Raw genomic sequence first — 17,482 nt, forward strand, 5'->3', positions numbered from 1 at the left:
GAATCAATACAAAACGCCGCGTTTGATGGCTCATTACAGGCGCGTTCTGCTGCGCGAGGATTTTTATCGGCGACATATGCCGCGCCTACGGCTCTATGATTTTGTCATAGCGGCGGCATCTAAAGACGCGCCGAGAGAGACCGACAGCCAGTCACACAGGAAACCTTCTCATGGACAGCTTCAATCCGGACGACGTCGCGATTCGCAGCGGACATTACATCGGCGGTGAGTATGTGGATGGTGACCTGCGCAGTGGCGGGCGCTGCATCGAGGTGGCGCGGCCCTCTGACGGCGCGATCTATGCCTGCGTGCCGCTTGCGGACGCCGGGGTGGTGGATCGCGCGGTGGAGAACGCGTGGCAGGCTTTCAGAACCAGCGGTTGGGCGCGCATGGCGCCGCGTGAGCGCGCAAAGATCTTGCGTCGTTTCGCTGAACTGATCGAAGCCGATGCGTCTTATTTAGGCCGTCTGGAGGCGCTCGGCTCGACCCGCCCGATTGTTCAAGCAATGGGCTGGGACGTGCCTTTCACCGCTGAAGGCATCCGCTTCTACGCCGAATTCGCCGACAAGCTAGGCGGCGACGTGGCGGCGACCGACCATGACCACCTCGGTATGACGATCGCCGAGCCGTACGGCGTGATCGGCGCGATTGCGCCATGGAATTTCCCACTGGTGATGGCTTCGTGGAAGATCGCGCCCGCTCTCGCCGCGGGGAACGCGGTGGTGCTGAAGCCTTCGGAGATGACACCGTTCTCGGCGTTGCGGCTTGCCGAACTGGCTGTGCAGGCGGGCGTGCCGGCGGGCATCCTGAACGTGGTGCAAGGCGACGGCCGCGTCACCGGCGACGAACTGGTGCGCCATCCGAAGATCAGCAAAGTCACCTTCACGGGCTCCACGCGCACCGGCGCCGCGATCATGGCGGCGTGCGCAAACAGCGGTACGAAGCCGGTCACGTTGGAGCTGGGCGGCAAGAGTCCGCAGATCGTGTTCGCCGACGCGTCGCGTCTCGACGACGTCGCACGGCGGATCGCAGGCGCCATCACTGGTAACGCCGGTCAGGTGTGTGTGGCGGGCTCGCGGCTGCTGGTCGAGCGAACCCTTGTCGAACCGCTGGCAGAGCGCATCGGCAAGGTCTTCGCCGAGTTGAAACCGGGCGCGACCTGGACCGCAAGCACCACGTTGTCGCCAATCATCTCCGCGCCCCAGGCAGCGCGCATTGAAGCGATCGTCGGCCGCACGCTGGATGCGGGCGCGACGCTGCGCTATGGCGGCGTCAGGACCGACGGTGGCGCTCACGGCGCGTTCTACACCCCCACCTTGCTCGCGGACGTCACGGCTGATTCCGAAGCAGTACGCGAAGAGGTTTTCGGCCCGGTTCTGACGCTGCAGCCCTTCGATACCGAAGAAGAAGCGCTCGCGCTTGCGCAGCACCCCGAGTACGGGCTCGCTGCTGGCGTGCACACCGCCGACCTTGGCCGGGCGCTGCGCTTCGTGCGCGGGCTCGAGGCGGGCACGGTCTGGGTCAACCGCTACGGCCGCACCTCCGACTTCATGATCCCGACAGGAGGCTTCAAGCGCTCCGGCATCGGCAAGGACCTCGGGCGCCAGGCCTATGAGGCGAATCTGCGTTTCAAGAGCGTGCTGATCGACCTACTGGCCTGAACACCTGCCATGCGGATGGCGTGCGGCCGCAAACCGAGCAGGGAAAAGGCTTTCAGCCCGAGCGCCGCATTGTGTGCTGTCAGTGACCTCAAAACGCATGGTTTGTATCACCGGCAGTGCGCGAATCAGGAACATCTATGTTTTTGCGCTGGTTAAATCTTTTACAGGAATGAGATTTCCCTGTCGCTGGCGTTTGCGCTTTGACGCGTTACTCCGGCCCCTTGAAGTTAGTTGCTGTTTTCGCCAATGAACTCCAATGCGGGTTCCCCATCACGATAGGACTGCACCATGATCGACTTCGAACCGAAATACATCACCTTCGACTGCTACGGCACGCTCACCAAATTCCGCATGGCCGACATGACGCGCGAAATGTTTGGCCATCTGCTGAACGCCGAAGACCTCGAAAAGCTCGTCGCGTTCTATTCGGGCTATCGCCGCGACGAAGTGCTCGGTGCATGGAAGCCATATCGCGATGTGGTGGTCAACGCATTGCGCCGTGCCTGCAAGCGCATGAACGTCGAGTTCAATGAAGTGGAAGCAGAAAAGATTTATACGGCCGTGCCGACCTGGGGTCCGCATCCGGACGTGCCGGAAGGTCTCTCGCGTCTGGCGAAGAAATACAAGCTGGTGATTCTGTCGAACGCGTCGAACAACCAGATCCAGAGCAACGTCGACAAACTCGGCGCGCCGTTCCACGCGGTCTTCACGGCCGAGCAGGCGCGGTCGTACAAGCCGCGTATGCAGGGCTTCGAATACATGTTCGACCAACTGAACTGCAATCCGGAAGACGTGCTGCACGTGTCGTCGAGCCTGCGCTACGACCTGATGACTGTGCATGACATGGGCGTCAAGCACAAGGCATTCGTCAATCGCGGGCACGAGCCTTCAACGCCGTACTACCAGTACTACGAAGTCAGCGACATTCCGCATCTGGCTTCGGAACTTGGTCTGTAGGCGCCGCTTGCATACGCTGAAAACAGCCAATCCCCTCGCTCATTGCTGCGCTCAAGGACAGACCCGATGAAGCTCGATTCCTACTGGCTCGACACGGCACCGCCCTTGCTCTCGGCGTGCGAGGGTCCGCTCGAAGGTCAGACCGATGTGGTGGTAATCGGCGGCGGCTTCACCGGGCTGTCGGCGGCGCAGGCGTTGGGCAAGCGCGGCGCGTCGGTGACGGTGGTCGACGCCGGCCGCATCGGCGGTGGCGCGTCCGGGCGCAACGGAGGACAGGTCAACACTGGTGTCGCGCAGGATTTCGTCGCACTGGTCGCGCAACTCGGTCTGGAGCGGGCGAGCGCCTGCTACCGCGCGTTTTCCGATGCGGTCGACACAGTCGAGCGTCTGATCCGCGAGGAAAACATCGACTGCAACTACATCGCGACCGGCAAGCTGAAACTGGCGTCCAAGCCGCACCACCTCGCACGTCTCGAGAAAACGGCAGAGGCGATAAGGCGTGAAGTCGATACGAACATCGAACTGATCGATCGCAGCGGTATCCGCAGTGAAATCCAGTCGGACAGTTTTCACGGTGGATTGCTGCACCGGCACGGCGGCCAGATGCATATGGGCAAGTTCGTCGTCGGTCTCGCGGAGGCCGCGGTGCGCCGCGGCGCCAGGCTGTATGAAAATGCGGCGGTCACCGCGATCGTGAGAGACGGTGGCGGCTTTCGCATCACCACGGCGCGCGGCGACGTGCGCGCGAAGCAGGTGCTGATCGCAACGGGTCCGTCGCGGCATGGACCGTTCGGCTGGTACCGGCGGCGTCTCGCGCCGGTCGGTTCATTCATCGTCGTGACGGAGCCCGTGTCACCGCAGTTGCTGGCACAAGTATTCCCGAACCAGCGCGCGTACACCACCACGCGGCTGATGCACAACTACTTTCGTGTGACACCCGATTCGCGTTTGCTGTTCGGCGGCCGGGCGCGTTTCACCGCGTCCGAACGGCCGTCCGATGCGAAGAGCGGACGCATCCTGCAGGAGGGTCTCGCCGGGATGTTCCCGGCGCTGGCCAACGCCCGCATCGACTATTGCTGGGGCGGTCTGGTGGACATGAGCGCTGACCGTCTGCCGCATGCCGGGCAGCACGATGGCATCTATTTTTCGATGGGATACAGCGGCCACGGCACGCAGATGTCGACGCATATGGGTCAGGTGATGGCCGACGTAATGGATGGTCACGACGACAGAAACCCGTGGGGCGACTCCGCATGGTCTGCTATTCCGGGCCACACCGGGAAGCCCTGGTTCCTTCCGCTCGTAGGGACGTATTACCGTATCAAAGACATTTTTTATTGATTCTTCGTTGTTCCTTTTGCCATTAAAAACCACGCAGCTAGCCCTATCACCCCCGCGGAGAAGCTCGATGAATAAGGAAACCTCGCAACATGGCGCTCTTGAACTCGGCACCGGGTTGGAGCGATTGACGGCCAAGGGCGCGTCGCGGCGCGACGTGCTGCGCGCGATGGCGGCGGCCGGGATGATGTCGGTGACGGGTGCAGGCCTCCTGAGCGCGAGCGGCGCGGCGTTCGCGCAGGCGAAGCCGAAGCAGGGCGGCAAGATCCGGGTGGCGACGCAGTCCGCTTCTGCCGCCGACACGCTCGACCCGGCCAAAGGCGCGCTTGCCACTGACTATGTCCGCGGCTTCATGTTCTACAACTGTCTGACCGAACTCGATTCGCATCTCGGCGCGAAGATGGCGCTCGCCACCTCGCTGGATACGAAAGACGCGACCGTGTGGGTCGTCAAGCTGCGTTCCGGCGTGCAGTTCCACGACGGCAAGGCGCTCGCGCCGGCCGACGTGGTGTATTCGATCATGCGTCACAAGGATCCGGCGACCGCATCGAAAGCGAAGACGCTGGCCGACCAGATCAAGGAAGTGAAGGCGACCGGTCCGAACGAAGTGACGATTACCCTGGACGGCCCGAATGCCGATCTGCCGGTGATTCTCGCCACCTCGCATTTCCAGATCATCAAGGACGGCACCAAAGATTTCAAAACCGCGGTCGGCACCGGCCCATTCAAGCTCAAGGAATTCTCGCCAGGCGTGCGTACGGTCGGCGTGAGGAACGAGAAGTACTGGAAGCCGGGCCTGCCGCATCTGGACGAAATCGAACTAGTCGGCATTGGCGACGAATCGGCGCGTGTGAACGCGCTGCTCTCGGGCGACGTGCAGCTGATCAACGCGGTGCATCCACGGTCGACCACGCAGATCAAGGGCGCCGGCGGTTTTTCCGTGCTGGAGACGAAGACCGGCCAGTACACCGACCTGATTGTTCGCGACGAAGCCGGCATCACCGGCAACGACGATTTCCGGCGTGGCATGATGTACCTGCAGGATCGCGAGCAGATGCGCCGGGCGATCTTCCAGGGCTACGGCGCGATCGGCAACGATCAGCCGATCGACCCGACGAATAAATACTATCTGGCGGGCCTGCCGCAGCGACCCTTCGATCCTGACAAGGCGAAGTTTTATTTCCAGAAGGCAAAGCTCGGCAGCGCGCCGCTGCAGATCTTCGCGTCGCCGGCCGCAGACGGGTCGGTAGAAATGGCGATGCTGCTTCAGCAGGTTGCGCCGCAGGCGGGCCTCAACCTGCAGGTAAGCCGCGTCCCGGCCGACGGCTACTGGTCGAATCACTGGATGAAGCATCCGTTGGGCTTCGGCAATGTCAACGCGCGTCCCAGCGCTGACGTGATCTTCACCCAGTTTTTCAAGTCCGACGCACCATGGAACGAAGCGAACTGGAAGAGTCCCAAGTTCGACCAGATGCTGCTTGCGGCGCGTGGTGAGCCGGACGACGCGAAGCGCAAGAAGATCTACGGCGATATGCAGGTGCTGGTGCATGAAACCGGCGGCATCGGCATTCCGATGTTCCAGAGTTCGCTCGACGCCCATACCGACAAGCTCAAGGGGCTCGGCTCGATTCCGCTGGCCGGCCTGATGGGCTTCATGTTCTCGGAAAATGTCTGGCTGGAAACGTAACCTGAAAAGCTTTCGAGCCCGACCGGCTGGAAAGCCAAACGGAGCGAATCGGTCAACATCCGCGATATCAGGTACGCCGCTTCGAAGCGGCGCCCGGGTTCATAATAGGAGGAGACATTTCGATGAAAACACCTGTGCAACGACTCGTCGTCGCCCGCCTCGGCCTCGCGCTGCTCACGCTGCTGCTGGTGTCGGCGGTCGTGTTCGGCATCACGGGGTTGCTTCCCGGCGACGCGGCCCAACAGGCGCTCGGCCAGGCGGCAACCCCCGAAGCCGTCGCCGCCCTGCGGCATCAGTTCGGTCTCGACCAGCCCGCGCTGCAACGCTACTTCGAGTGGCTCCTTCATGTGGTCAGCGGCAACTTCGGCACGTCGTTGTCGAACAATCTGCCCGTCAGCCAGCTGATCGCGACGCGTCTGCCGAACTCGCTGGTACTGGCGGGTCTGACGGCGCTGGTCTCGGTGCCGATAGCGCTGTTGATCGGTATTTCATCGGCGATGTTCCGCGGCTCTCTACTCGATCGCACGCTCAACGTGCTGACGCTCTCCACGGTCGCCGTGCCCGAGTTTCTGATCGCCACCATCGCCGTGCTGATCTTCGCCGTCAAGCTGCGCTGGCTGCCCGCGTTGTCGTATCTCTCGGAGGTCCATTCGTTCGGTGCGCTGCTGCGCATCTACGCAATGCCGGTGATGACGCTGTGCTGCGTGCTCGTCGCGCAGATGGCGCGCATGACGCGCGCCGCAGTGCTCGATCAGCTCAGTTCGTCGTACGTGGAAATGGCGGTGCTCAAGGGCGCCTCACCGGCGCGTGTGGTGCTACGGCATGTGTTGCCCAACACCATCGGACCGATTGCCAATGCGGTGGCATTGAGCCTGTCGTATCTGTTTGGCGGCGTGGTGATCGTCGAGTCGATTTTCAATTATCCCGGGCTCGCGAGCCTGATGGTGGACGCGGTGACCAACCGCGACATGCCGCTCGTGCAGGGGTGCGTGATGGTGTTCTGCGCGGCGTATCTCGCCCTCGTGCTGATCGCCGATCTCTGTCAAATCGTCTCCAACCCGAGGCTACGTCGATGATGAGCCAACCTACCAATCCCCCCCCCATTCCGCACGCGGACACGGAACTGTACGACGTGCAGCGCGACGAACTGGTCGTCGAGCCCGCACCCGTCGAAGCGGTCGCGTTGAAGCAGGGCATGTTCAAACGTCTGGTGCAGCGCTTCTCCGTACTCGGACTGATCGGTCTGACGGTGGTCGCATTCTGGCTGCTGGTCGCGTTTGTCGGACCGCTGGTCGCGCCGTATAAAGGCGGTGCGCTGACGTCCACGGAAATTTTCGGCCGCTACAGCGCAGCGTATCCGCTCGGCACTGACTATCTGGGTCGCGACATGCTGAGCCGGATCCTCTACGGCGCGCGCTACACGGTCGGCCTCGCGCTCGCCGCGGCGGTGCTCGCCAGCGTAATCGGCACGTTCTTCGGACTGCTCGCGGCGGTGTCGGGCCGCTGGGTCGACGAAATCCTGAGCCGTCTGTTCGACGCGCTCATTTCGATTCCGAGCAAGGTGCTCGCGCTCGTCGTGATCGCCGCGTTCGGTTCGTCGATTCCGATGCTCACGACCGTGGCTGCCCTGGCTTATATCCCCGGCGCGTTCCGCATTTCGCGCTCGCTCGCGGTGAACCTGATGGGCCTCGAATATGTGCAGGTCGCGAGAGCGCGCGGCGAACGCATCTTCTATATTGCGCGGGTCGAGGTGCTGCCCAACATGATTCATCCGATGCTCGCCGATTTCGGCCTGCGTTTCGTGTTCATCGTACTGCTGCTGAGCGGGCTGAGTTTTCTTGGTCTCGGCGTGCAGCCGCCGAATGCCGACTGGGGTTCGCTCGTGCGCGAGAACATTGGCGGCCTGTCGGAAGGCGCGCCTGCCGTGCTGATGCCGGCTGTCGCGATCGCGACGCTGACCATCGGCATGAATCTGCTGATCGACAACATGCGGCGTCGCCGCCATAGCCACGGAGGTGCATGATGGCTGATCGTGCTGAGCGGGACATGATTGAGGTGAAGGGACTGCGGGTTACCGCGGGTGTGGCACCGTGGCCGGTAAGCGAGATCGTCAAGGGCGTCGATTTTTCGGTGAAGAAGGGTGAGGTGCTGGCGCTGATCGGCGAATCGGGTTCGGGCAAGACGACCATCGCATTGTCGCTGCTCGGCTATGCGCGGGCGGGCTGTTCGATCAGCAGCGGCTCGGTGCGGATCGGCGAGGTCGACGTGTTGTCGCTCGATGCCAAAGGACGCCGCGCTTTGCGCGCGCGTACTGTCGCATATGTCGCGCAGAGCGCCGCGGCGGGTTTCAATCCGGCGCGCACGATCATGGATCAGGTGACGGAGCCGGCGCTGCTGCATCAATTGATGACGAAGGAGGCCGCGCGGAACAAAGCGGTTGGCCTCTTTCGCGCGCTTGCGCTGCCTGCACCCGATACGATTGGCGACCGTTATCCGCATCAGGTATCCGGCGGGCAGTTGCAGCGCCTGATGGCCGCAATGGCGTTGATCACCGATCCAGCTGTCGTCGTGTTCGACGAACCGACTACCGCGCTCGACGTGACCACGCAGATCGAAGTGCTCGCGGCCTTCAAGAAAGTGATCCGCGAACTCGGCACGACCGCCGTGTACGTGTCGCACGATCTGGCTGTGGTCGCGCAGATGGCGGACCGCATCGTGGTGCTGAACGGCGGTGCCGTCAAGGAGAACGGCGTGGTCGCGCAGGTGCTCGACGCACCTGTCGATGCCTACACACGTCAGTTGCTGGCCGCGAGGCGCCACCCGGAGTCGTCGTCAGAAATGCCACAGCAGGCCGGCAAGCCCGTTCCGCCGGTGCTCGAAATTCGGGGACTGGCCGCAGGCTATGGCCGCATCGACCGATCAGGCGTACCCGCCGTGTGTGTGCTCCACGACGTAGGCCTCTCCATTCCTCGCGGTAGCGCGCTCGGGGTGATCGGCGAATCGGGTTCTGGGAAGACCACGCTCGCGCGCGTAGTGGCGGGCCTCGTCGACCGTACACGCGGCGAAGTACTTTTCAACGGTGAGCCATTGCCCGCACAGATGTCGCGCCGCACGCCCGAGCAGTACCGGCAGATCCAGATCGTGTTCCAGAACGCGGACACGGCGCTAAACCCGAGCCATTCGATCGCCGACATCCTGGGTCGTCCACTCGCGTTCTATCATCATCTGCGCGGCGCTGCCGCGAATAAGCGCATGCTTGCGTTGCTCGATCTGGTGAAACTGCCCGCCTCGATCGCCACGCGCACACCTGCCGGTTTGTCCGGCGGCCAGAAGCAGCGCGTGAATCTCGCGCGCGCGCTCGCCGCCGATCCCTCGCTGATTCTCTGCGACGAGGTGACGTCCGCGCTCGATACGGTGGTCGGCGCGGCGATCCTCGACCTGCTCGCGGAATTGCGGCGCGAGCTGGCCGTGTCATACATGTTCATCAGCCACGACATTTCAACCGTACGCGCCATCTGCGACGAAGTAATCGTGCTGTACGCGGGACAGCGAGTGGAAGCGGGACAGCGCGACGTGCTCGCCGCGCCACCCTATCATCCGTACACGGGTTTGCTGGTCGATTCGGTGCCTGAGTTGAAACCGGGCTGGCTCGACGCGCGTCGCCATGTCGCTGCCTGCGCACTACCGGCGATGGGCGAAAGCGCCGCTGTCTCCGCGCTGTGCTCATTTCGCGCGCGCTGCCCGGTGCGCATCGACGGTATGTGCAATACGACGACGCCGCCGGTCAGAAAGTTACCTTCCGGTGCTGAGATTCTTTGCCACCATTCGGCCGCCGAGCTCAGCCGTTTGCAGGCGCTGGAGACGATCCCGGCATGAACCAGCGATTTGTACGGCTCGCGGAAACGGACCGCAAGACCTTCCCTATCATCGTGGACGGCGTCGTGCGCGAGGCCGCCGAAGGCGACACGCTGATGGTCGCGTTGCTCACCAGCGCGAGCGCGTTGCGCGATTCCGAATTCGGCGATGGCCGCCGCGCCGGTTTCTGTCTGATGGGCGCCTGCCAGGATTGCTGGGTGTGGTCCGCGCAAGGCGAGCGCGTGCGTGCGTGCAGTACGCCCGCGACGCCCGGCATGTCGATTGTCACGAAGCTGGCTGAAGCCGGGGAGGGCGTATGGCCCCGCGTGTAGTCATCATCGGGGCCGGGCCGGCGGGCGTGCGCGCGGCGCAGGCGCTGGTCGAGGCGGGGCTGCGGCCCACCGTCATCGACGAAGGGCGCCGTGACGGCGGGCAGATTTATCGGCGTCAGCCGGAAGGGTTTTCGCGCAGCTACGCGACGCTCTATGGCACCGAGGCCGAGCGCGCCGCGTCGCTGCATCAGAGCTTCGATGCGTTGAAGAGCCGGATCGACTATCTGCCGGACACACTCGTCTGGAACATCTCGCCGAACACCGTGCATCTGGTGAGCGGCACGCGTTACCGGACGCTCGCGTTCGATTCGCTGATCGTCTGCAGCGGCGCGACGGACCGGCTGATGCCAGTCAAGGGCTGGCACCGGGCCGGCACTTACAGCCTTGGCGGCGCGCAGGTCGCGCTGAAGTCACAAGGCTGCGCGATCGGTTCGCGCGTCGTTATGATGGGCAGCGGTCCGCTTCTGTATCTGGTGGCCGCGCAGTACGTGAAAGCGGGCGCGCGGGTTGCCGCGGTGCTCGACACCTCGACGTTCATGCAGCGCGTGGCCGCGTTGCCGCGCCTGCTGGCGATTCCCGCCGCGCTCAGAAAAGGCATCGCGTTGACCCGCGTGCTGGCCGGCGCGCGCGTGCCGGTTCATCGTGGCGTGCAGCCGCTCGAAATCAAAGGCTCGCCGCAGGACGGCGTGAACGCGGTCGAGGTCGTGCTGTCCGGTGGCAAGCGCCTCGAATTGGCATGCGATGCCGTCGCGCTCGGTTATCACCTGCGGCCCGAGACGCAACTCGCGGACCTTGCCGGCTGTCGTTTTTCGTTCGACGGGAACACGCAACAGTGGCTGCCGCAAATCGACGCCGACGGTCGTAGCAGCATCAAGGGCATCTATCTGGCGGGCGACGGCGCGCGCGTGCGCGGCGCCGACGCGGCGGAACGCTCCGGCCGTCTGGCGGCGCTGGCCGCTTTGCAGGATCACGGCATGCCGGTCGACGGCGTGGAGCGCTTGCGTGCCGAACTCGTGCGCTTCACGCGTTTTGCCGCGGGCTTGCGTGAGGCCTTTCCGTGGCCGTCGAAATTCGCAGCGTTGCTGCCGGACGAAACGATTGTCTGCCGTTGCGAAGCGATCACGGCGGGCGAACTGCGTCGCGTGGTGCGCGCGACCGGCGCGAAGGAAGCCAATCGCGCCAAGGCGTTTTCCCGCGTCGGCATGGGCCGCTGCCAGGGGCGCTATTGCGGGCATGCGGGTGCCGAAATCATTGCCGCAGCAGCTTCTGTGCCGCTGTCGTCCGTGGGACGGCTGCGCGGCCAGGCACCCGTCAAACCGCTGCCAGTCGCACTGACCGAGGAGGCTGGCGAATGAGCACGACAAGCAAAAACGAAGCCGATGTGATCGTGATCGGCGGCGGCATCGTGGGGACGACGACGACCTTCTTCCTGCGCCAGCGCAATCGCTCGGTCATCCTGCTCGAACGCGGCTTGACGGGCCAGCAGGCGAGCGGCGTGAACTACGGCGGCATTCGGCGGCAAGGCCGCGCATTGCCGCAACTGGCAATGGCGAACCGCGCGCTGCGTACGTGGCAACGCTCGGCGGAACTGCTCGGCGAGGACATCGAGTTTATGGCGTCGGGCCATACGCGCGTGTGCTATCACCAGAAGGACGTCGAGAATTTCGATCAGTACGCAATCGACGCGCGCGCCTGTGGTCTCGAACTCGAAGTGCTGCACGGCGAAGCGACGTTCAGGCGTTTTCCGTTTCTCGGCCGCGAGGTGCTGGCGGCCTCGATCTCGCCGCTCGACGGCCATGCCAATCCACGCCTTGCCGCGCCCGCGTTCGGCCGCGCGGCAGCGCGGCTAGGCGCACATGTGATCGAGGACACGGAAATCGTGCGCGTGGAAAAAGATGGCGGGCGGTTTCGCGTGGAAAGTGCGCGCGGCGATGTTTACTGGGCGGCGCAGCTCGTGATCTGCGCTGGCGTGTGGGCAACGCGTCTTACCGAACAGTTTTGCGAAACGGCGCCCATCACCGCGCGGGGTCCTCAAATGTGCGTGACTGAGCCGGTGCCGTACGTATTCAGGTCGTCAATGGGTGTGTTCACGTCGATCAAGGAAGAGAGCATTTACTTCCGCCAGATTCCGCGCGGCAACATCATTGTCGGCGGCGGTCCTGCCGGTCCGGCCGATGCCGTGACGAGCCGCGCCTCCGTGTTGCCAATCAACACGGTGCGGCAACTGGCGCAGATGCGCCGGCTTGTGCCCGCGTTGGCACCGCTGAACGTGATTCGGGTGTGGAGTGGCGTGGAAGGCTACCTACCCGACGGAGAGCCGGTGATCGGTCCGAGCAGTCAGGTCGGCGGTCTGTTCTACGCGTTCGGCTTCAGTGGGGCCGGTTTTCAGATCGGTCCGGGCGTCGGCGAAACGCTGGCGGAACTCGTCGATACGGGCAGCACGGCCATTCCCCTCGACGCGTTTTCCATCCGGCGTTTCGAGAACCAACCGGCGGCCCGCTCGACCATCGTGACGTCATGAAACAGTCCATCAGCCTCACTGCCGCCCGCGCTTTCATCGAAGCCCATTTCGACGAACCGGTGACGCTCGCTCAACTCGCCGCGTTGTCCGCACTCAGCGTGTCACGCTTCGCCACGTTGTTCAGGCAGCAATACGGATCGTCGCCGTATCGCTATCTCTGCGGCCTGCGGATTCAGCGCGCTCAGACGCTCTTGCTCGAAGGCGTGCCGGGATCGATTGTCGCGACGGAGGTCGGCTTCTTCGATCAGAGCCATTTCGGCCGCCATTTCAAGCGATGCTGCGGCATGACGCCCAGCATGTTCGCTCGGCGCACCGCGACTCACGGCCGCCGCCTTGTCGGAAGGTGAGCTTAAGCAGATGGGCGCAAAGCCTGCCGCGGCCGAAGCCCGGCGATTCAACGAGGTCGCCTCTCACTGGGACCGGATATTTTTACGGGCATGGATCGTTGGAGATCGAGAACGAATGCTTTATCAGGAAGGCCAGGTTTCGGCCATGCTCGACCCTGCCAGCACTGCAGGACGCTTTGGCTGAATGCGAAGAAACGTTCCGCGGCGGCACGGTGGCGTAAAGCGGCACCTTCGATGAGATCGGCGGCCGGCGTCAATGCCGCTATGCCTGCGCTTGTCACATGAGCCAACGTTGGAACCACACAGTGATTTTCGATCGCAGCATTACTGTCGCGCAATGCGGTGCACGCGCCGATCGAAAGGCTGGAGAGGGATGGGTTCATTCGCGGACATGCGAGCAAAAAGGGTACACCCGCCTGCCGATTCGAGTGCGTGCCACGAGCGGCATTTTCTTCTGTTCGGGATGCGATAAACAGTTACACAAGCTGACGAACAGCGACTACGATCTGGCGGCTGAATGCAGAGGCGTGCGCCAACAAAGCGTTAGAACTGAAAGCCGAATCACGTCACACCCAATTTCCGCCACAGTAGTTCCAGTTGCGGCCCAACACAACCTGCATCTGGCAAAAAGAATCTGAACGACTGGAACACAACATGTCCAAATTGCAGCAAGCAGTATCGGAGCATTGCAGCTCCCGATCGTTTGTCGATCTCCGGAAGTTCGCGTCGGATAAAAGCCAGGGGATTGAGGCGACTGGTTCGGCCGACGAGAGCCGGTTCCTTTCTAGTCGCCGCGTGCTAGATGGGCCGCCGGGCCCCGTGAGCGTGGGCGTGATAGCGCTCGACGCCGGATGCGGTAAGGTGCCGCCCCAGCCGGTAGATGAATTCATCATCGTTGCGGAAGGCGAGATCACGTTGACGCAGGCAGAGCATGCGCTAACGCTGGGGCCAGGCGACAGCGCGGTGTTGGGTCATGGCGCAGAGTTTTCCTGGTCGGCGCGAGGGCCCGTATCGATCATCTTCATGCGTTACCACGGCAGTCAGTATGCTGACGGGAAGATTGTCCCGATCGAGCACGCGCCGCAGCTGGAGCCGTCCGGAACGCCGCCTGCGGAATTGCTACTCACGCCCGCGCCGGTCTGCCGCAACTTCACGGACTACCGCTCTGCGGATGGAGAATTTGTCTGCGGCACCTGGGATTCAACACCCTATCACCGGAGTGCAATGTTTTATCGCCATTGCGAGCTGATGTATCTCCTGGAAGGCAGTGTCACATTCGTGGACGAATCCGGCAGGACTGGGACCTTCGAGCGCGGTGACATTTTCCTCGTCGAGCAAGGCGCGCAGTGCAGTTGGGATAGTCGTGAGCACGTCGCAAAGGTATACGCGATTTATCGTCCGGCATAACGACGCCAATCGTCCGCGGATCACGCCCCTGATGTAGCTTCGCCCGCAGGCAGTCCATGTCTGCGGGCTTTTTTTGACGCGCCAGCGTGGGTGCACTCGCGCAAATGCAAGTTCAGTCATAAGAGGAGTAGACCCTACGATGCTTTCCCTGCGGTGACGGCACGTGCACCACGTGCCTGCGGTCGCGCTCGCCGCGCAGCCACGCGCGCAGGCTGATCACCAGCCTGATTGCATCAAGCCGGTCAGTCTTGGCACGCCGCTTGTGGCGCTCGACCGGAATGCTCGCTGCATCGACCACATGACACTCGATACCGCGTGCCCGTAGCGCCCGATTGATCCAGAACGCGTCCTGGCCGGCTTCATAACTCACGACAAGGTGCACGCCCGCGGGCAGCGACCACTTCAGCTTCTGTTGTTCGATCACTTCCAGCACGGCCTGTAGGCGCGCGGGGGCTTGCGGTTGAGCTACGGTGTACACCGCCGGCTGCTCCCGCTGCCCGTCGTGCAACGCTACCTTCCACTTCGCCGCGCGAGTTCGAGCGACACCGCCAGCGCCGGTTCCTCAGTACGCGTGTATCCCTGACCTGTACGCATGATGCTCTCCCGTGAGCAAACCTCGGTACGCCGATTTTAGGCGTTAGCGAGTCGACGACTTGGATGCTTCATAGAGGATCTTTTTTCAGCGCGGTTGTTCACGCGCGCGCAGGCCTTGACGAAAACGTGCTTCACATTCGCTAGCCCAGGGATCTCTGCTTTCGCGGCCGGGTAGCTTCGCAATTGGTCAGTGACGATTTTCTTCGGCGCGACAGAACAGGCCGCCAACACCCGTTTGAAGAAGCGTTTGGCCGCCGCCTTGTCGCGGCGCTTCTGAAGCAGGATGTCGAGCTCAATGCCGTGCTCATCGACTGCACGCCACGGCAGCCAGGGGCTCGCCGCGTAGTGTCACGAACAGCTCGTCGAGGTGCCATGTGCTGCCCGGCTTGCGCCGGGCAGTCTTGATCTGACGCGCAAAACCGGCACCGAACTTGTCCGTCCACCGCCGGATCGCTTCATGGCTGACAACCACGCCGCGCTCGAACAGTAGCTCCTCGATGTCGCGAAGGCTGAGTTGAAAGCGGAAAAACCACCGAACCGCGTGGCTGATGACTGACGCCAGAATCGATGCCATGGTAGAGCGATTTCGTCTTCTTCATCACGTCATCTTTGCTGACCAGCGCGCGAACGTGACGACGCCGTATCACTGATTGACGCGATCCTCGGTGGTCTGAAGCATCTTAAATGAACGACCCGGCATTCAGTATGTCGATGGCTAAGACGCATAACACCGCAATCGCAGTGATGGTAAGGCGCGCGCCAAGCCGATATGAGCGGATCTTCTCAGCCCGGACAAGGATGGCCAAGCGGTTCGGATCTTCTGCGACGGAGCAACCATCGTGCAGAACGCTGCTTCGACATGCGAAGCAATTGAGCAGACGTAAATGACCTTGCACGGGAAAATAGCTCAATGAGGCGACTCGATAAAGTCGACGTGAGGGAATCACCGACTTGTCCTGGGTATAAACGCCATTGCACGTGTCGCGAAGTTCGATGCGAGACGTCGATCGATGAGTGGCCCGCAGACACGACAAGAGTACGGTCCGCCGGTCACGCCGCCACCCGGTAAGGACGCATTGACGGAGTAACCCCCATAGGAGGGAAGACGTTCCAGGAACCGTCATCGTGTCGAAAGAAAACGATAGTTAGCGATCCCTCCGGCCGTGCCACGCCGACGCGCACGAAGCGCCTTCGGTCGGAAGCAGTGCGACTGAACTCCACCACGCGTACAGGCGTTGCGATAGCAGGTCCGAACCACTTGCCGACGAGCAGACGCAACGACTTCTCACCGAAACTCATATGAATCTCCTATCACCGGGCTACGTCGTTTTCATGCCATTCAAGGGTGCCTAGACGCTTCTGTTCAGGCGCTCAGCCATCCCTTCCATTATAGGTTGAGCAACCTATTGAGCCGAAGTGTTTACCCATTTTCAGGGTAAACACTGCGCTTCTTGGCCGTTCGATGGCGCCGAATTACCAGTGTATTCAACAGATTACCTATCCAACGACGCATATGGGCCTATACTACGTCTAGGTTATTTAACCGAGACAGTCGTTGACCAGACACTGGCGCACGCTGAACTAGCAGGCTATGAGGTATGGCCGCCTGAAGCGTTCGTTGTCTCGACTCGCGTCAATGGCCCCACGAGCGAAAAGTCGCGCCGGTAGCGAGGCGACGTGCAAGATGGAGTAGTGGTGAAGAAATTGACACTCAGTTCGGCAGTGATGCTTGAACGACGGGGTACTGACCCCATCAAGCGGCGGGGCAGCCGTCAGAGCCGAATTCCCGAAATCATCGATGTATCGATCAATGTGCTCGTCGCGGCGGGCTACGCTGGGTACACAATCAACCGCGTTGCCAATGACGCAGGCATTCGCTTGAGCACGTTACAGCACTATTTTTCGACCCGCGAAACGCTGCTGCGCGCCACGATCGAAGAGATCGCCAAGCGGTATCTCCAGCGATTCCGACACTTTGCGGACAACAAAAGCCACTCCCCGCAGGCACGGCTTGAGGCAATCGTCGACGATGCCTTTGTCCAGCTAACCAAACCGGGTCCCCCCGCGGCTATATTAGAGAGTTGGGGCTTGGCGTTGCATGAACCGTTCGCACGGGACGTCGTGCTGGAGATGCAAAAGCAGTTCACGCAGCTTTTCGCGGACCTCGTGGGGGAGATCAATCCTGGCTTATCAAGTGCCGAATGCGAGTTGCGCGGCGCACTGATCGTGTCAAGCTTGGAAGGTTTGGTCGTCTTCCTTCAGTGGAGCAACGACACCGCTTTAAAACTGGAGGTTTACCGTAATGCTGTAAAAGTCGTATGGAGCGGACTGAGCAGGGCTGGTGACTGACGCATCAGCCAATCGCTTGGCCTGAGTTGTGTCTGTGCGCTTAAGTTTGATTTCATGTGTCCTGTTGGCTTTAGCGACGCCGACGTGGCGTTGTTCGAAGCCGTGCGATGCGAGTGCGTCCATCAACTGAAGACCGCCCATGCTCGCATTGGCGCTCGGCGGTGATCCGACCGCGTTGCCGTCAGCGCTCGGACTTCACCGTTCAGCACACATGGGCGCATAATTGAGCGCCGCTCTGTCGGCGATAGCTCTACGCCGCAAACTGGCGGTGTCGGAGCGGCTAAAAGCCCGCCTTACGTGCGCCCACAGATGCGTCGCTATGATCGAGATACGATCCCTGTATGCGGGTCGCCGGCAGTCTTCACAAGGCAGTCGAAGCGTTTAGCGGCAAGAATTCGGCATAAAAGGCGGCAAATGCGGCGTGCAGGTGCGCG

14 protein-coding genes and 2 pseudogenes are annotated in these 17,482 nt (G+C 62.3%); 14 read left to right on the top strand and 2 right to left on the bottom strand.

Annotation, left to right across the window (positions count from 1 at the left end):
- Nucleotides 1-170 precede the first annotated feature (170 nt).
- The 13 genes from OKW26_RS09790 (at nucleotide 171) to OKW26_RS09850 (ending at nucleotide 14,105) form a co-directional block, all read left to right on the top strand.
- The gene (locus OKW26_RS09790) at nucleotides 171-1,661 is read left to right on the top strand and encodes an aldehyde dehydrogenase family protein (protein ID WP_187619380.1); all 1,491 of its coding nucleotides are present in this window, start codon (nucleotides 171-173) and stop codon (nucleotides 1,659-1,661) included.
- A gap of 288 nt (nucleotides 1,662-1,949) precedes the next feature.
- Nucleotides 1,950-2,618 (top strand): haloacid dehalogenase type II, encoded by a 669-nt coding sequence (locus tag OKW26_RS09795; protein WP_429353463.1) that lies wholly within the window; start codon nucleotides 1,950-1,952, stop codon nucleotides 2,616-2,618.
- Between the two features lie 66 nt (nucleotides 2,619-2,684).
- Nucleotides 2,685-3,959, top strand: coding sequence for an NAD(P)/FAD-dependent oxidoreductase (locus OKW26_RS09800; RefSeq protein ID WP_187619378.1), 1,275 nt, complete (start codon nucleotides 2,685-2,687; stop codon nucleotides 3,957-3,959).
- Between the two features lie 67 nt (nucleotides 3,960-4,026).
- Nucleotides 4,027-5,643 (top strand): ABC transporter substrate-binding protein, encoded by a 1,617-nt coding sequence (locus OKW26_RS09805; protein WP_187619377.1) that lies wholly within the window; start codon nucleotides 4,027-4,029, stop codon nucleotides 5,641-5,643.
- A gap of 122 nt (nucleotides 5,644-5,765) precedes the next feature.
- Nucleotides 5,766-6,719 carry an ABC transporter permease gene (locus OKW26_RS09810; protein ID WP_187619376.1) on the top strand — a complete coding sequence of 318 codons (954 nt, stop codon included), beginning with the start codon at nucleotides 5,766-5,768 and terminating at the stop codon, nucleotides 6,717-6,719.
- Complete coding sequence (locus tag OKW26_RS09815) at nucleotides 6,716-7,666, top strand: ABC transporter permease (RefSeq protein ID WP_187619375.1); 951 nt, start codon at nucleotides 6,716-6,718, stop codon at nucleotides 7,664-7,666. Before OKW26_RS09810 ends, OKW26_RS09815 begins: the two co-directional genes overlap by 4 nt.
- Entirely contained in the window at nucleotides 7,666-9,519 is a 1,854-nt protein-coding gene (locus OKW26_RS09820; RefSeq protein ID WP_429353464.1) for an ABC transporter ATP-binding protein, read from the top strand. The genes OKW26_RS09815 and OKW26_RS09820 overlap by 1 nt, the downstream gene beginning before the upstream one ends.
- Entirely contained in the window at nucleotides 9,516-9,830 is a 315-nt protein-coding gene (locus tag OKW26_RS09825; RefSeq protein WP_187619373.1) for a (2Fe-2S)-binding protein, read from the top strand. The genes OKW26_RS09820 and OKW26_RS09825 overlap by 4 nt, the downstream gene beginning before the upstream one ends.
- Nucleotides 9,815-11,185: an FAD-dependent oxidoreductase gene (locus tag OKW26_RS09830; protein ID WP_429353465.1), complete on the top strand. Its 1,371-nt coding sequence runs from the start codon at nucleotides 9,815-9,817 to the stop codon at nucleotides 11,183-11,185. Before OKW26_RS09825 ends, OKW26_RS09830 begins: the two co-directional genes overlap by 16 nt.
- On the top strand, nucleotides 11,182-12,351 hold the full coding sequence (locus tag OKW26_RS09835) for an NAD(P)/FAD-dependent oxidoreductase (RefSeq protein WP_187619371.1): 1,170 nt from the start codon (nucleotides 11,182-11,184) through the stop codon (nucleotides 12,349-12,351). Before OKW26_RS09830 ends, OKW26_RS09835 begins: the two co-directional genes overlap by 4 nt.
- Complete coding sequence (locus OKW26_RS09840) at nucleotides 12,348-12,698, top strand: helix-turn-helix domain-containing protein (protein ID WP_187619370.1); 351 nt, start codon at nucleotides 12,348-12,350, stop codon at nucleotides 12,696-12,698. Before OKW26_RS09835 ends, OKW26_RS09840 begins: the two co-directional genes overlap by 4 nt.
- 10 nt (nucleotides 12,699-12,708) lie before the next feature.
- The gene (locus OKW26_RS09845) at nucleotides 12,709-12,882 is read left to right on the top strand and encodes a DUF2848 family protein (protein WP_429353466.1); all 174 of its coding nucleotides are present in this window, start codon (nucleotides 12,709-12,711) and stop codon (nucleotides 12,880-12,882) included.
- Between the two features lie 470 nt (nucleotides 12,883-13,352).
- Nucleotides 13,353-14,105 carry a cupin domain-containing protein gene (locus OKW26_RS09850; protein WP_429353467.1) on the top strand — a complete coding sequence of 251 codons (753 nt, stop codon included), beginning with the start codon at nucleotides 13,353-13,355 and terminating at the stop codon, nucleotides 14,103-14,105.
- A gap of 133 nt (nucleotides 14,106-14,238) precedes the next feature.
- Here the strand turns inward: OKW26_RS09850 and OKW26_RS09855 are convergent.
- Together OKW26_RS09855 and OKW26_RS09860 are read right to left on the bottom strand one after the other, a co-directional pair.
- Nucleotides 14,239-14,699, bottom strand: a pseudogene (locus OKW26_RS09855) (IS110 family transposase); the annotation flags it as partial.
- An 84-nt stretch (nucleotides 14,700-14,783) separates the two neighbouring features.
- A pseudogene (locus OKW26_RS09860) lies at nucleotides 14,784-15,298 on the bottom strand (IS6 family transposase); the annotation flags it as partial.
- 1,096 nt (nucleotides 15,299-16,394) lie between these two features.
- Between OKW26_RS09860 and OKW26_RS09865 the strand changes: the two are divergent.
- The gene (locus OKW26_RS09865) at nucleotides 16,395-17,048 is read left to right on the top strand and encodes a TetR/AcrR family transcriptional regulator (protein WP_429353468.1); all 654 of its coding nucleotides are present in this window, start codon (nucleotides 16,395-16,397) and stop codon (nucleotides 17,046-17,048) included.
- Nucleotides 17,049-17,482 lie beyond the last annotated feature (434 nt).

Source organism: Paraburkholderia sp. 32, from assembly GCF_050435345.1.
Classification (GTDB): domain Bacteria; phylum Pseudomonadota; class Gammaproteobacteria; order Burkholderiales; family Burkholderiaceae; genus Paraburkholderia; species Paraburkholderia tuberum.

Coding starts and splice junctions, on each gene's coding strand:
- OKW26_RS09825 (WP_187619373.1), top strand. CDS start 9,516: ATGAACCAGCGATTTGTACGGCTCGCGGAAACGGACCGCAAGACCTTC.
- OKW26_RS09830 (WP_429353465.1), top strand. CDS start 9,815: ATGGCCCCGCGTGTAGTCATCATCGGGGCCGGGCCGGCGGGCGTGCGC.
- OKW26_RS09850 (WP_429353467.1), top strand. CDS start 13,353: ATGTCCAAATTGCAGCAAGCAGTATCGGAGCATTGCAGCTCCCGATCG.
- OKW26_RS09790 (WP_187619380.1), top strand. CDS start 171: ATGGACAGCTTCAATCCGGACGACGTCGCGATTCGCAGCGGACATTAC.
- OKW26_RS09810 (WP_187619376.1), top strand. CDS start 5,766: ATGAAAACACCTGTGCAACGACTCGTCGTCGCCCGCCTCGGCCTCGCG.
- OKW26_RS09805 (WP_187619377.1), top strand. CDS start 4,027: ATGAATAAGGAAACCTCGCAACATGGCGCTCTTGAACTCGGCACCGGG.
- OKW26_RS09845 (WP_429353466.1), top strand. CDS start 12,709: ATGGGCGCAAAGCCTGCCGCGGCCGAAGCCCGGCGATTCAACGAGGTC.
- OKW26_RS09840 (WP_187619370.1), top strand. CDS start 12,348: ATGAAACAGTCCATCAGCCTCACTGCCGCCCGCGCTTTCATCGAAGCC.
- OKW26_RS09795 (WP_429353463.1), top strand. CDS start 1,950: ATGATCGACTTCGAACCGAAATACATCACCTTCGACTGCTACGGCACG.
- OKW26_RS09835 (WP_187619371.1), top strand. CDS start 11,182: ATGAGCACGACAAGCAAAAACGAAGCCGATGTGATCGTGATCGGCGGC.
- OKW26_RS09820 (WP_429353464.1), top strand. CDS start 7,666: ATGGCTGATCGTGCTGAGCGGGACATGATTGAGGTGAAGGGACTGCGG.
- OKW26_RS09815 (WP_187619375.1), top strand. CDS start 6,716: ATGATGAGCCAACCTACCAATCCCCCCCCCATTCCGCACGCGGACACG.
- OKW26_RS09800 (WP_187619378.1), top strand. CDS start 2,685: ATGAAGCTCGATTCCTACTGGCTCGACACGGCACCGCCCTTGCTCTCG.